The 14763-nt window shown below is 47.5% G+C and carries 12 protein-coding genes and 1 pseudogene; 3 read left to right on the forward strand and 10 right to left on the reverse strand.

All coding sequences use genetic code 11. The features are described from left to right. Window positions 1-133: 133 nt before the first annotated feature. Entirely contained in the window at window positions 134-2359 is a 2226-nt protein-coding gene (locus tag JCM25146_RS20555) for a TonB-dependent siderophore receptor (protein ID WP_081774725.1), read from the forward strand. Further along, on the forward strand, window positions 2302-2625 hold the full coding sequence (locus JCM25146_RS24390; protein WP_277909531.1) for a TonB-dependent receptor domain-containing protein: 324 nt from the start codon (window positions 2302-2304) through the stop codon (window positions 2623-2625). Before JCM25146_RS20555 ends, JCM25146_RS24390 begins: the two co-directional genes overlap by 58 nt. A 269-nt stretch (window positions 2626-2894) precedes the next feature. On the opposite strand, the gene pnuC is transcribed toward JCM25146_RS24390, so the two are convergent. The 5 genes and pseudogenes from pnuC to JCM25146_RS16690 all read right to left on the reverse strand — a co-directional run bounded on the left by pnuC (window position 2895) and on the right by JCM25146_RS16690 (window position 8873). Further along, window positions 2895-3452 carry a nicotinamide riboside transporter PnuC gene (gene pnuC / locus JCM25146_RS21175; protein WP_081774727.1) on the reverse strand — a complete coding sequence of 186 codons (558 nt, stop codon included), beginning with the start codon at window positions 3450-3452 and terminating at the stop codon, window positions 2895-2897. Window positions 3453-3488: 36 nt separating this feature from the next. Continuing rightward, entirely contained in the window at window positions 3489-4385 is an 897-nt protein-coding gene (locus tag JCM25146_RS02630) for a sulfurtransferase (protein ID WP_035371855.1), read from the reverse strand. A 5-nt stretch (window positions 4386-4390) separates the two neighbouring features. Beyond that, window positions 4391-5539: a phosphotransferase enzyme family protein gene (locus JCM25146_RS02635; protein ID WP_025825694.1), complete on the reverse strand. Its 1149-nt coding sequence runs from the start codon at window positions 5537-5539 to the stop codon at window positions 4391-4393. Between the two features lie 11 nt (window positions 5540-5550). Continuing rightward, window positions 5551-6498, reverse strand: a complete 948-nt coding sequence (locus tag JCM25146_RS02640) for an ABC transporter substrate-binding protein (protein WP_035371857.1) — start codon at window positions 6496-6498, stop codon at window positions 5551-5553. Between the two features lie 3 nt (window positions 6499-6501). Further along, a pseudogene (locus JCM25146_RS16690) lies at window positions 6502-8873 on the reverse strand (TonB-dependent receptor). A gap of 251 nt (window positions 8874-9124) precedes the next feature. Here JCM25146_RS16690 and JCM25146_RS16695 point away from each other — a divergent pair. After that, entirely contained in the window at window positions 9125-9724 is a 600-nt protein-coding gene (locus JCM25146_RS16695; protein ID WP_159101948.1) for a LysR family transcriptional regulator, read from the forward strand. Between the two features lie 717 nt (window positions 9725-10441). Here JCM25146_RS16695 and JCM25146_RS02660 read toward each other — a convergent pair. The 5 genes from JCM25146_RS02660 to JCM25146_RS02675 are packed head-to-tail and all read right to left on the reverse strand — an operon-like array spanning window position 10442 to window position 14757. Further along, window positions 10442-11950, reverse strand: coding sequence for an ABC transporter substrate-binding protein (locus JCM25146_RS02660; protein WP_035371859.1), 1509 nt, complete (start codon window positions 11948-11950; stop codon window positions 10442-10444). A gap of 16 nt (window positions 11951-11966) precedes the next feature. Further along, the gene (locus JCM25146_RS23315) at window positions 11967-12305 is read right to left on the reverse strand and encodes an ABC transporter ATP-binding protein (protein WP_242400869.1); all 339 of its coding nucleotides are present in this window, start codon (window positions 12303-12305) and stop codon (window positions 11967-11969) included. 44 nt (window positions 12306-12349) lie between these two features. Further along, window positions 12350-12859, reverse strand: a complete 510-nt coding sequence (locus JCM25146_RS23320) for an ATP-binding cassette domain-containing protein (protein WP_242400870.1) — start codon at window positions 12857-12859, stop codon at window positions 12350-12352. Continuing rightward, complete coding sequence (locus tag JCM25146_RS02670) at window positions 12852-13871, reverse strand: ABC transporter ATP-binding protein (RefSeq protein WP_025825701.1); 1020 nt, start codon at window positions 13869-13871, stop codon at window positions 12852-12854. Before JCM25146_RS02670 ends, JCM25146_RS23320 begins: the two co-directional genes overlap by 8 nt. 43 nt (window positions 13872-13914) lie before the next feature. Further along, entirely contained in the window at window positions 13915-14757 is an 843-nt protein-coding gene (locus JCM25146_RS02675) for an ABC transporter permease (RefSeq protein ID WP_025825703.1), read from the reverse strand. Window positions 14758-14763: the final 6 nt, after the last annotated feature.

The following is a 14763-nucleotide window of genomic DNA, read 5'->3' on the forward strand; positions in this document are numbered from 1 at the left end:
GAAGCGGCCTCCGAGAAGTGTCTTAGGAGTGCAAGAGGTAAGAACGCCTCGCAATTGCAGTTTTGAGAGTCGCATTCTTGGAGGGTTTTTCGTTGTTGCATGTTCTTCCAACCGGGCGTCGCTTGGCATCTCGATGATGCTGGCGCTGGGAACGTCGCTTTCCGCACTGGGCGGCTCACCCGCGTTTGCCCAGCAAGGACAAGCCGCCACTTCTTCGATCCATCTCGATATTCCACGCCAGCCGCTCTCTGCTGCATTGCAGGCATTTTCGCGCCGGACCGGGATACAGGTGGTTTATACGGCCTCGATTGATGCGGGGATCATATCCCCCGGCATTTCTGGTGATTTCGATGTGATGACTGCCCTGTCAAGGCTTCTGTCAGGGACGGGGGTGACGTTTCGTCAATCAGGGAAGGGGGCTGTCGTCCTGGCGAAAGCCTCGGCTAGTATCCCCCTCGGTCCGGTGCGCGTGGGAGGAATCGTAGTGCATCAGGACCCGACTGGCCCAGGTGTCGGATACGTTGCGGAAAATACGATGGCGGGCACGAAAACCAACACGCCTATCACGGAAATTCCGAACTCGATTTACGTTATAACAAAGCAGCAAATGGTTGATCAACAACCACAAAACATTGCAGAAGCTTTGCGTTATACTGCTGGCATTCGAACAGAAAGTGAGGGAACTTACGGGAATGGATCTGTGCATGGAGGTGATAGCGGTATTATACAACGCGGTTTTAGTACATCGCAATTCGTCGATGGTTTGATGACGAACTCTACAAGTGCTGGGGAAACAGCTTTTCTTGAACGTATCGAGGTGTTGAATGGCCCTGCTTCTGTTATGTATGGGCAAACAACGCTTGGTGGTATGGTGGCGATGTCTTTAAAAAAACCGACTGATACACCGTTACGTCAAGTGTCGCTCGGTTTTGGTAATTGCGGCCGATATCAAGCTACGCTCGATTTAAGCGATAAGATTACGAAATCAGGTAATGTCCGCTACCGCATTGCAGCAATCGGGGTTACGCAAGGTACACAGACCAACTATGTTGATTATCATAGAGTTGGTGTTTTACCTTCGATAACGTGGGACATCGATAAAAAGACATCACTAAGCCTGTTGGGGATGTACATGTACACACCTGGAGATGGTCTGGGAAACCAATATCCGGCAATTGGCACCCTTTATCCCGGGGAATATGGCCGTATCTCCAGGAGCACATTTATTGGAGAGCCCAACTTTAATGTTTCGAGTGAAAAGGATGCGATGTTTGAATATCAGTTTCGCCATAAATTTAATAAATACATAAATTTTTCACAGACGTTTCGATATGAAGATAGTACTAGGAACCAAAATCGCACTTATTACGACGGGCAAGAAGACGAGACTGCAACGACGGCATATTTGCAACCAAATGTATATTATACAAACACGAACACAATCGGTTTAGACAGCCGATTATTCGGAAAGTTTAACACTGGTTATTTGAATCATACTTGGGTTGTGGGATCTGATTTTCGTCAGTACAATTATAATTCAAATTATATGGTCGATAAAAATGAACCATCTGTAAATATATATAATCCTGTTTATAATTATACACCATGTTTTACATGGAACCATGCTGGATGTCAGTTGAATGGTTATATATACAATGCATCGTACTTTCAAGAAGGTGTCTATTTTCAGGATCAGATAAAATGGAAAGGATTGTCAATACTGATTGGTGGGCGTCAGGATTGGGTTAATATGAAATACGATACCGATAATTCGTATACAAACCGAAATGCAAGTAATGTAAAAACACTTACCTCCTCTACGGACAAAGCTCAGCCACAAAGCGCATTTACGTGGCGAGCTGGTATTATCTATAAATTCAATTTTGGTCTTTCTCCTTATTTTAGCTACTCGACATCATTTGTCCCGCAGATTGGGTCTACGGACTATCAGGGGCGCCCGTTCTTGCCATTAACTGGAAAGCAATTAGAGGCTGGCCTTAAGTATAAAGTGACGAATAGGGATATTCTATTAACAGCAGCTGCATTTCATATCGATGAGGATCATTACCTGATCAGTGATCTGGCACATTCGACCTTTAGTACGGATGCTGGGAAAGTGCGTTCGCAAGGCTTTGAGGTATCAGCAAATGCAAACGTAACAAAAGAACTGAAATTGATAGCTTCATATAGTTACACTGATATTAGATATGCAAAAACAAATAAAAATCGAAAAAATTTGATGTTTTTACAGATTCAACTTACGGAAGTGCAATTTCTCAGTCGGGGAAATCAGTTCCCTATGTGCCCAAAAATATGTTTTCTGTTTTTGCTGATTACACGTTTTCTTCCACCCGACTAAAAGGGTTTGGAATAAATTGGGGTGCTAGATATACGGGGTTTACTTATGCTGATAATGTTGAATCTTTTAAAACCCTTCCGTATATTTTGTTTGATCTCGGTGCGCATTATGATTTTGGTCAGTCAATTTCTGCCCTGCGTGGATTGAAGGCGCAGCTGGCGGTTTCAAATCTGGCGAATACATATTATGTATCGGAGTGTCAGACGGATTATTGTTATTTGGGGCAAGGACGGCGAGTGTATGGGAACTTAACCTATAATTGGTGAAATTAGGCCACCCAAGTTATAGAGTTTTTCCCATTGAATTCAAGATACTCCCCCTCGTCTCCATACCAAAGCTGAGGGGCGCCTCACAGCAAGAAGTATGGATTGTTTTCCCTGTAAGATGCGTGGGGGTAACTCAGTCAAACTCGGTGGATAGCTGTGCTGTATTGCGTCTAGAAACATACTCCGGAAGGGAGTGATTTCAATGCACCAGCGATGAAAACCACATCTGTCTCTCTGCAACCGCTATGTTCTGGTTATGTGTTCTAAGCTTAGGGTTGCTTTTGTTTCCAAGTGTAGGTTCCATACAAAGCCAGTAGAGCAAACGTAGTATATAGACCCGATGTTAATAGGTCTGTTCGATACAAAAAAAGCCAAGCATATGTAAAGTCGACTAAAATCCATAAATACCAGTTTTCTATATATTTTTGTGTTGTCCATAAAGAGGCTAGTAAGCTTAGGCACATTAATATTGAATCAAGATAGGGTTGTGGATCATCAGTAAAATGGGAAAAAAGCCATCCAATAGGAAGGCCTAGGCATGCTGTTAGTAAGGCCTGTGCTATAAGGTTTTTGGGCATGAACGATCGAGAAAAACTTTTTTGTTTTTGATCTTTTTTTGAGATTCTCCATGAATACCAGCCGTATCCAAGAATAATAAAATAAACACCTTGTAACAGCATGTCGCCATAAAGGTGCCAGATATAAAACTGGCGTAGGTAAAGGGCGACCCCAACCATGCCAACTGGCCAGCACATCATGTTCCGTCTCGCAGTAAGCCAGACCCCTGCGATATTGATCGCGACTGCTGCGACTTCTAAAGAAGGCATGTTTTCTTTTCACCTTCAATTATTAAGGAAATAAGTTCACAATGAATTTGTTACCAGAGGCAGTTCAGGATCCGCTGACCACTCCTGTAACGATCCATCATAAAGGGTCGTATTGAATTGTCCGACAAGTACCAAAGCCACAGCGACAACTGCTGCAGAAATACCTCCTCCGCAATACAGGACAAGGGGAAGAGGCTTGTGTGTTAGAAAAGGTTGAAGAATGCTCTGCAACTCTTGTACGTTTTGGTAAAAACCCTGCGCGTTCAGTAGACTGCGGGCGGGTAAGTTTAGGCTATGGGGAATATGTCCGCGCCTGCTGTAGCGGGTTGGACTTGTGCCATCGAACACAGTTTTAGACAGGGCACAGATGAGTGTGCCATTTTCTGAGCCGTTGACGATACGAAGGACGCGTTGACGGTCGCACCAAAGTCTGGGTTGGAGGGTAAAGATAGAATGTGATCTTTCTCCGATGTTGCTGTTTTCTAATTCGGGTAAGCTATTTTTAGTGGCGGTTGGTTGTCCCGCATTTTGCCATGCACTGTACCCACCATCCAGAATTCGCGCTGTAACCCCAACACTGCGGAGCATCCACCAGAGGCGCGCCGCCCAGAAACCATCGGTTTTATCATACAGAACGGGTGTGATCTGAGGGGTAATGCCCTGTGTAGCAAAGCGTATGGCAAGGTCTTCCAGAGGAGGAAGCGCAAAGCTGAAAGGTTGGGATGTATCGGCAAGGTCGTGCGTCAGATCCAGATGTCGCGCATTGGGAATATGTCCTTCACACCATTGCGCTTGGCCGGATTCAACCCGGTAATCTCCGTCAAATCGGGGGGAGGGGAGTACAACGCTCGTATCAAAAATAGCCAGAGAGGGGTCTTGCCTGCGCTCGGATAGTTCAGCAACGCTGATAAGGGAGGATATGGAATGTGCCATGGCGGTTATGGGGCCTTGCTGCCGAGTGTGTGAAAGTGCCTGATAAGGCGTTGCCCTTGCTGCGTGGCAAACCAGTCGGCATGTCCTAGAAGATAGGTATCGTAAGCCAGAGTTGCATTTTGTCTGTCGTTCAGAAGGCTGTAAAAATAGTCGATTTCGCTTAGTGCAAAGTCAGTATGTACAATGGGGAGTATACCGGCCAAGGCTTTTATGTCTGTGGTGCTGAGTGGCGTTATGCTGGAATAACCAGAAAGTAATGCTTCCAGTTGATCCAAATTGGCAGTGGGGGCAACACCATTTTCCATATCCAGCCAGGAGATCAGATTACGCTCTATGGCGGTTGCGAGGTCGAATAATGCGGAACTTTTGCTTGCCAGACCAAAATCCAGAACTGAGGAGACTGCCCCGTTCGATCCGGGAGCAGACCAGAGCAGATTGGAGGCATGCCAGTCTCCGTGTGTCCAAAGCCGAGGGACTGCGTGTAAAATGGCATGTGCGTTGGTATGGTATGGTGCGATCAGATGTGTCTGGATATCGTGCTTCCAGTTCCGTTCGTGCAGAAAGCTGGCCAGTCCGGGGCGAAAGTGCAAATCTGCGTCAAGAGCCTGCAAGGGGTCTGGCTGGCGGATCAGCCTGTCGTCTGAGACAAGCAGGCGTGTGCTGCGGGGGGACGCGTTGTAATGCTTGAGTGCTTTATGCACCCGTGCCAGCATGGCGCCCGCGGCATAGGCATGACCTGTATTAAAAAACGGGGTCCAAGACGTGCGGTCCTGATACAGGTCCAGCCCGACGGCGATGTCATGCACTTCATAGGTCCACCCATTGTGGAGGACCATTGTTTTTCCGTTTGCTGTTTCCAGCAAAGACGCGACTGGAATACCCTCCTGCTTCAGGTGCCGGATAAGGGCATGTTCTTCTTCCAGATTGCGCGGTGTGCGCAGGGCAAGCCCATGGCGTTTGACAAAGAGCATACCATGGTCGGTTCTTATTATGGCGGCCGCAGAAAAGGGGCGTGGACTGCGCCATAGAATGGCCTGCAATGTACCCGCGCGTGGAAAATGATGTAGGACCACCTCAAGTTCTGTGTCTTTTATATCAGGCCAGTCTGCTTCTTTCCGGGCGGTGCCCATGCCATGTGTATATGGGACCGTCATTGCATGCCCGCTCATGAATGTTCGTGCATGGAGTAACGGAAATCCTGTTCAATAATAGCGGAACGCCAGATATTCCTGTCAGACACAATGGCGTTTTTTGCCAGCCAATGTGTGTATTCCTCCATAACGTCCGTGCGGAGTTCTCCCCATTTTCCGTTGTGCAGCCATGTTGGCGCAATGGCTTTAAGGGACTGGCTGAGGAGTTCTGTAGGAAAATATGGTGTCGCCAATTCATAGGCGGGGAGAGCCGCGAGCGGGTTGTGTGCTGCTGCCAGAAAACCTTTTTCAGATGCATCGAGGAACAACCTGACTTTATCAGGTGTTGTCTCAATTATATCATCACGGGTGCACAGAACATAGCTGTGATAGGCAGGTGCGCCCAGTTGCCCCAACGGCCAGACAAGACGCTCCTCCTGCGGAATGGCACTGTCCATCAGTGCTTCCCATGCCCAGTATCCGCCAAAGCTGGCGTCTGCGAGGTCATGTTGTAAATCTTCTGGACGAAATTCCCGGAATTGAGAGTTCACAATTTTGACGGCATCAGGGTCTCCACCATCGGAGGCAACAAGGTGCCGGATCATGGCAAGCCCCCGAGGCGTGGGATTCATGGCGAGTTTTCGCCCTGCCAGATCACGTGGACGGTTAATATTTTTGCTTCTAAGAGTTTGTATGGTTTCCAGCGCGCTGTGGTTTATGGCGGCAATGGCCCGCAGTGGTTCTCCCCCATCACGCCGGACCAAAAGCCTGTTGACTGGTGCAACGGCAAAGTCAGCGCGGGCCTGTAGCAGGTGTTCAAGGGAATCACCGTGCCACGGGTCTGGCACAGTTATATGCAGGTCCAGTCCGTTCTGCTCATACCACTTTTGCTGCCGGGCAAGGTAGAAGCCTGCCGAGTTTGGCCATGGATGGAAGTATTCCAGCATAAGGCATGTTGAACAAAGGTTATGTGACTGTGACATGCCTTAAAAACCTGTGGAAATAGTGGCAAGTGCAGCAAAACCGCCACCAATATAGTAGCTGGGGGCGCTACCGGAGATGGTGTTACCGTGGATGCCTGTGGTATCCCGCGCGTTCAGCGTTGGACTGGCCACCCCGGAAAGGTAATGCTCGTTTGTGATATTGATGAAGTTCATGCGTATTGTGGGCTGGTGCAGATGATAATGATCGGAAAAGCGATACCCAATGGCCAGATCGCCAGTCGTGTGGTCTGGCATGCGCTCATCGTTCATGAATGTTGCATATTGGTGTCCGGTGTAATGCACTGTTGCAACACCAAAGAGATGACCATCATCATAACTCAGCCGATGGCGGCTTGCAGTGATGGGCTGCGGACAGCAGTGCGGCCCTTGGTCGGCAGAACATCACCTTCTGCGCTAATATTATTGTCGATGGTCGCATGTAGGTACTCGCCCGACACATAGGGGCTAAAGTGGTGCCACGGCTTTAAACCGACCTCTACATCCACCCCGCGCGATGTCTGTCCACCTGCATTCATGGTTGTCGCAATGATAGAGCCATTTTGGACTGCAAGAGTAGAGATCTGACGATTTGTAAAATTGTAATTAAAAAGCGTCAGACTTCCCACAAGCCAGCGATTGGATAGGCGGTAGCCCAACTCTTCCGAGATGGAGTATTCGTCACGCAGATTATGACTTCCCGCAGTGACAAGACTGCCTGAAGAAGGATCATAAGCGTTATAGAGCGCAGTTTGGTCGGGCGCTCTGAAGTTTGTGGTAGCATTGAAAAATATCTGGTTATGATCATCAATATGCCAGCGCAGACCCAGTCTGGGCAGTGGTTCCATGCTATTGGACCCAACCCGATATTGTGGGCCGGGCACGTTATTGGTGCCAGAGCGGTTGAGCATGACAATTTTGAAGCCCAGATCTATGGCCAGTCGGTCATGCAGGAGTGAGATATGGTCCCCTGCAAACAGTGCGTTACTTTGGGAAATAGTATGAAAACTGCCACCTAGCAATTTTTGACCGTTAGCGAGATGAATCTGGCTGTTCGCGTTTTCTGCCCAGATGTCAGCTGAGGAGCCATTGGTCTGCACTGCGGTAAAAGGCTGCTGTTCGTTATCATCGCCGTAGTCGTACCAGTAGCCGAAGACAAAGTCGTTCCATGCCTTTTTATAATGCAAGGCAACAGTAAACCCGGAGCGGTAACTGCGTTGCGTGTAGTTTGCTCGCACAACCGCTTCTCCATTTTGTGCGCCAGGCAGATTCAGCGTATCTGGCAAAGCCTGTGTGCCCTGATAAAGGCCACTCTCGCTCAGAACGGTGCCTCCGGGAGCATTGCCATAAGCAAACTGGGCGTAGGGTGTGCTATCAAGTGTCAGCCGGTCAGTTAGACGCAAATGAACAGGTGCCCCTGCATAAAGTGTTCGTTCTGGCTGGCGCCATAGGCGCCAGTAATTGGCTCCCTTGTTCTGGTCGGAAGCATCGTAGCGGGCTAGCAGATTGTTAGAGCCCCCAATCCCATCGCTTTTCCAGCTTTCCATACTGACTTGAGGGTAATAGCTGGTAATGGTGCTGTTAAAGGAACCGAGCAAGCTGGCATGGTTGCCTTGCCCCCATTCCTTGAGAAATTTAAAATCAACGTGTTGCTTTTCGTCACGTCCTGGGCCGCGCCAGTTGTCCGTAGCTCCATGAGAGTATGAGACAAAACCCCGTAATCCTGTATGGGCAATATCTCCTGTATCCATACGTATGAATTCACGGTTGGTATTGTAGGAACCGTAAGATGCACTAGCAAATCCTCCCGCTTTTTTGGCCGGGTTGCGAAAAGTGAGCTGCATAAGTCCGCCCGCAGCATTAAGCACCGGGCTGTCCAGATCAGAAGAACCTTGGGCGAGAGCGATTTCCTGATAATTTTCACTATCGGCAAATTGGCCGGGATAGCCGCTGGAGTAGGCCACATCGTTCAATGGCATACCTTCCAGCACATAACCGATCGAATCCCCACCCAGACCGCGCACACTAATGTCCGTGCTAGGCGAAAAACCAAATGGATCAGAGGTCGCAACATTCGCGCCAGGCAGGAGGGAGGCCAGTTGAAAAGCTGTTGCCATTGGTACCTGCTTGTCCATGAAATCCCGGTCAACCGTGCTAACAGCCTTTACCCCATCCTGTTCGTGAATAAGTCCTCCGCCCGGCTGGTAACCATGCAAGGTATTGGCGAGACCTTTGATAACAATATTTTCTGTCGTACGGCTTGAGTTGGCGGGAGGAGATGGCGCTATTCTGGCAGACTTTCCGGGCGCAATATTTTGTGCGGTTGTGAATGGTCGTGGTGCAGAGGCGCTATTTGCAGCATGCGTGGATACTGACATAACAAGCAGACCACAAGCGGAGACCCCGGCGCATAAAAAGGATTTGCGTCTTTTGGTAAGAGGACGAAGTGCCAACAATTTAGGGTCGGCATTGTTCATACGGGGGTTTGGCATAGGATTCTCATGGGTATATTCACTTTCCTTTTGTGTGATATATAAAAACACCAATTAAAAATAGATATTTGTTTTTCTCTCTGTTATTCAACTATGGAATATTGGGTTACGATATATAACGGCTCATGGTGGGTAATATGAATATGGAACACCTTCGTGCCTTTCTTTTTTTGGCAGAAAGGGGAAATTTCTCCGATGCTGCCCGCGACATGGGTATGTCACAGCCGTCACTGAGTAAAAAAATCCGCCGTCTTGAAGATGTGCTGGGGGCTAATCTTTTTACGCGTACTACGCACCAGACAAGCCTGAGTGCCTTCGGACGAAATTTTTTAGATGAAGCGCGTAGTCTGCTCGACCATTCAAACCGCGTAATGGAGCGAGGCCAAAAATTAGCGCGAGGGCGTGTAGGAACAATACGGATTGGGTTTACTTTTTCTGCCATGGATCTGCTGACGGCTATTTTACCACAATTTAGCGAAAACGATGGCAGGTTTGATATTGTGCTGGAGGACATGTCTTCTGGAGAGCAGGAGCACGCACTTAAAACAGGTCAAATAGATGTGGGGTTTATGCGTCACGGACGCGATGTAGAGTTGAACTTTCTTTCCTTGACGCATGATGATCTGGTGTTGCTGGTACCTTGTGATCGAAATGATATTACTGGACTTGCAGATATATCCAACTCGAATTTGCCTTTAGTGCGATTTAAAAAAAACATTTTCACAAGGAATCTATAATCGGACGGAGCAGATATTAAATGCGTGTCTTGTGCAGCCGACTTATACCTTATGGTTTAACGAGAGCCTTAGTGCCATTCAGGTTGTGCGCTCGGGCTTGGCCTGTGCAATGATCCACCGTTCCAGCTTATCTATACTGTCTGAGGCGGAAAAAAATTTTACCATTCATGAGATAAAGCACCCGTCTGCCCGGTGGGAAGTTGGAATGGCCACGTACGATTTTGGAATTAATCCAGCGCGAGATCAATTTCGTCAGGAATTTTTTTCATATTACAATAGATAGAAAATATTTTTAAAATTTTTGTCTACTTAATATTGTTTGTGTGTGAATAAAATATAGATATTTCTGGATCAAAAATTCAGATTTTGTAGGCATGACTGTGGGGAGGAAGCCGTTCAGGGGTCTGAGACTTTGTCTAAAGTTATTGGTTACCATGAACTTATTAATAAGTGTCCTGAACGGCTTGTGGTTGTGAGGATGGAAGCGTTTGACGGTTGTCATCTTGGTGGTCCGGTTCAGGTAGTCAACCAGATCGTTCGCTCTCTCTGGTTCTCAGGCAGCAAAAATAGACTACTCACAGGCTCACCTCCATCAGTAAGCTAGTCAGTCGCAGAATATCATTCAATTCTATAGATTAACAGGCCAGAATACTAATTGACGGCATACGCTTATAGCTACATGCAAAGACTATAAATATCTGCGTCAAAATAGCTTTGTTACAGACTATTGGGGCGAAGGTGCATATCAAACGCACGTAGCCACCCATCTCCACGTGGCGTCATCAAAACTCTTTTTGCGTGAGCGTAGGTCGCTGGTTCCGTATACATAAAGACAACGGGAGCTTGTTCACACATGATCTGTGTCGCCTGCATATAGGCATTCTGGCGCAAATCGTGGTTCGTCGTTGAATCTCCGGTTTGAAGAGCTGCATCAAACAATGGATTGTTCCAATAAGAGTAGGGATTTCCGGTCTGGAAAAGACTAAGGAAACCATCAGCATCCAGCGTTGGCCATGCCTGCCCAAGAAGAGAAAGAGGTGCTAGCTTATGTGTCTTACGATATTTGGCAATGTAATTTCCAAAATCGATAAGGCGCAGTTTGGTTTTTATTCCAACGGCCTGAAACATCTGCTGAACAGCGAGTGCAACTTCATCACCTTGCAGGTAACTGCCTCTGGGAATATCAAATTCATAGACTTGATTAAGGTTAATACCACTCTGTTTGATCAGTTTTCGAGCTGTTTCGGGGTCATATTTGTATGCCGTGAGGTCTTTGTTGTATCCGAAATACGCAGGAGTTAAAACCTGACAGGTGGACGTTGTCGTCTGGTTGTTGAAAATTGTTGCAACAATGCTTTTTTTATCGACAGCGTAGTTAAGTGCTTTCCGTACAATTTCATTGTTAAATGGAGGTATTTCTGTATTTATTTTTATGAATACAGACCAAATGGATGGTGTAGAACCTGCGATAAGATCAGGTTGTCTGCTAATTTGTTTTAGTTGTGCTGTTGGAATTTTGGAAACATAGTCAACAGCTCCAGTTTCAAGCGCATAAAGAGCCGTCGTGATTTCGGGTATGATGCGGTAAACAGCTTTTTTAAAAGAAGCCTGTGGACCAAAGTAATCAGGGTTCGCGTGCATCGAAACATGATCACCTGGAACAATTTCGTCGATAATATAAGGGCCTCCAGACGACACTTCGTGTGACGGATCATGTGTCTGGGTCCATTCGGGGGGGAGCAGAAAGAGCATGGACAATTGGTCAGGTAAAGCCGGGAAAGGGGAAGATGTCTTGATCTGGAGATGTGTAGGCGACAGAATAATAACTTCCTGAATACGGGAATACCAGGACGCGGCAACAGTAACCTTTTTCTTGTTCAGAATACGGTTGATGTTCCATGCCACGGTTTGTGCATCAATTGGTTCACCGTTAATAAAATGCGCATTTGAGACTAGAGTAAAATCCCATGTGTTATCATCAAGAGCAACCCATTTGGTGGCAAGGGATGGAGTAAGCCTGCGATCGGGAGCGCGTAATATCAGGGCAGGGTAGACATTGCTCAGCACGGAGAGGTCTGTGCCAATGGAAGCTGTTTGTGCCGGGTCAAAATTATTAATGTCACCAGATAAAGCAATGGTAACTGTTTGGGCCTGTGCAAGCGATGCGCCATAAACTGTAAGAAGTAGGGCAAAAAATGTTTTTGGAAAATAATTTTTGATCATCATGTAATTCCTGACAAAACTAGTTTTGCAAAACAAAATGCCCTGAAGAAACTTCCGTCATTGTCATGTCTCGTGACGGACGTGGGAGAGAGGCCCGGTCAAAACTTGGAGCGGATGTTGAATGCTTGGCGTGTAAGGACGGAACTGCATTGAGCAGCATACGGGTATAAGAGTGCTGCGGATTGTAAAAAATACTTTCAACAGGGCCAGTTTCTACAATTCGTCCCTCAAACATAACGGCGACACGGTGGCAAAGATAGCGCACCATGGATATATCATGCGAAATGAAAAGATATGACAAACCCATCTGTTGTTGTAAATTTTGGAAAAGGTTCACTATCTGTGCCTGAATGGACACGTCCAGTGCTGTTATGGGTTCATCCGCAACAATAAATTTGGGCTTTAGAGCAAGGCGCGTGCAATACAGATACGCTGCCTCTGGCCGCCCGAGAACTCATGTGGGGAACGTGTCATCAGGCTTGGGTCCAGCCCAACCTGCCGCAATAATGTGGATATGTGGTCTTCTGCCTCACGCAAAGAGCGAACAAGCCCATGGACAAGCAAAGGTTCAGCAATAAAATGCTGGATAGTTTTGCGGGGGTTGATCGCTGTGTAAGGATCTTGAAAAATCACTTGCATGCGTCTGCGCCAGGGTTTCATCTCGCGGGACGAGAGGCTTGTAATATCTGTACCTTCGAAAAATACACGACCTTCATCAGCGGGTTCCAGACCGAGTAAAAGACGACCTGTTGTGCTTTTTCCTGATCCGCTTTCACCGACCAAACCAAGGGTTTCGGATGAGTGAATGGAAAAAGAGACATCATTGACTGCCGTTGTGTAGTGATTGCCGAATGTCCTGTTTTTATATTTGCGAACCAGATTGCAGACTTCGATTAAGGGACGCTCAGACATCGGAAGCCTCTGGATGTAAGGAAAGTAGGGCAGGCAAATCATACCAAGCGGCAGCCATATGGCCGGGCAGGCTGTTGGGGACTTGACGCAAAGGCGGTGTGTCGCGGTGGCAGCGTGGTGTGGCAAAAGGATTGCGGGGAGCAAAAGGATCACCCGGAGGGGGGGAGAGCATATTCGGTGGGCTACCAGGTATCTGATAAAGTCTTTGTCCTGAATGCATACTGGGCGAAGGTATGGAGCGTAGCAGCCCCCATGTATAAGCAGAGCGTGGATCGTTTATAACAGTGGAAAAGGGACCTCGTTCCATAACACGACCAGCGTACATGACTTGCAATGTATCTGCGAGTGTACTGACCGAACTGATATCGTGTGTAATCCAGATAATAGTGATCCCGGATTTTTCTTTCAGGTTTTGTATCAGATCAATAATCTGTGCCTGTATTGTAACGTCGAGAGCTGTTGTTGCCTCATCTGCTATAAGTAGCTTGGGGCTGCAGGCAAGACCAATTGCAATCATGACGCGCTGGCGCATGCCACCGGAGAATTCATGAGGGTATTGTGTCAAACGGCTGGCAGGGGCAGAAATTCCAACAAGGTCGAGTAATTCTATCGTGTGGGCAGTAGCCTGTTTGCGGCTCATGCTTGTGTGCCGCAAAATAACTTCCAGAATCTGGCGCCCAATAGTCAGAACCGGGTTCAGGGATGACATGGGGTTTTGAAAAATCATGCCGATTTTTCCTCCCCGGATATTACGTAATTCTTTCTCGGTGAGTTTAAGGAGATTTTCCCCATCAAATAAAATTTCACCAGAAACAACGCGCGCTGGAGGGCTGGGCAACAGGCCAAGCAAAGCCATGATGTGTACACTCTTGCCTGAGCCACTTTCCCCCACAATGCCTAGTGTTTCGCCAGGCATAAGCGAATAAGACAAATTGTTGACTGCGTGGAGGGGGCCCTCAGCCGTGTCGAACACAATGGAAAGATTGCGTATTTCCAGAAGAGGAGCAGTCATGATGCAACCATTGCGTAAATAATGCTTAAGGGTAGGTGAGACATCATCTTTTGAGCCGTGTTTTGGGGTCAAAATAATCGCGCAGCCAATCCCCCAACAGGTTAACAGCGAGTGTTGTTAGCAGGATGGCAAGGCCTGGAAAAAGAACAATCCACCAGGCTGTGGAGATGTAAACCCTGCCTTCTGCCAGCATCTGTCCCCAGTCCGGGTCAGGGGGTTGCACGCCAAGGCCAAGGAATGAAAGTGCGGCCATCATGATAATTATTCTGGCAAGTTCAAGGGTGGCAATGACCATAACTGGGGTCAGGACATTAGGTAAAATATGTTGACGCATGATCCAGAAAGCAGAAGCTCCAATTGCTTTGGCTGAAAGAATAAATTCTCTTTCCTTAAGAACCAGAACCTGGCCACGGATGATCCGTGTATAACGTGTCCATGATGTTAGAGCGAGAACGATAATAACGTTGCCAATTGATGGGCCAAGAACTGCCACCACTAGAAGTGTGAGCATCATTAATGGAAATGAGAGTTGAATATCGATAATTCTCATTAAAATACGGTCAATAATTCCACCGGAAAACCCCGCCAGAATTCCAATGCCTGTGCCTAAGATTGCCCCCAGTGCAACTGCAGAAAAAGCGACCATCAGTGTTGTTTGCCCGCCGTAAATCAGGCGAGACAATATGTCCCTACCAACCGGGTCCGTGCCTAAAGGGTGCAGTCCGGTCCAGTCTGGAGGCAGTAACCTTTCGTGCAGGTTGCCAATGATCGGGTCGGGTAGGTTGATCCATGGCGCAATCAAGGCGAGTACAACAAAACTGGAAAGCAGTATAAAACCAGCGCAGCCTGAATAAGAACGCAGGAGAGTTTTAAAGAAGTCTTTCATGGCAAT

The organism is Acetobacter okinawensis JCM 25146 (genome assembly GCF_000613865.1).
Classification (GTDB): domain Bacteria; phylum Pseudomonadota; class Alphaproteobacteria; order Acetobacterales; family Acetobacteraceae; genus Acetobacter; species Acetobacter okinawensis.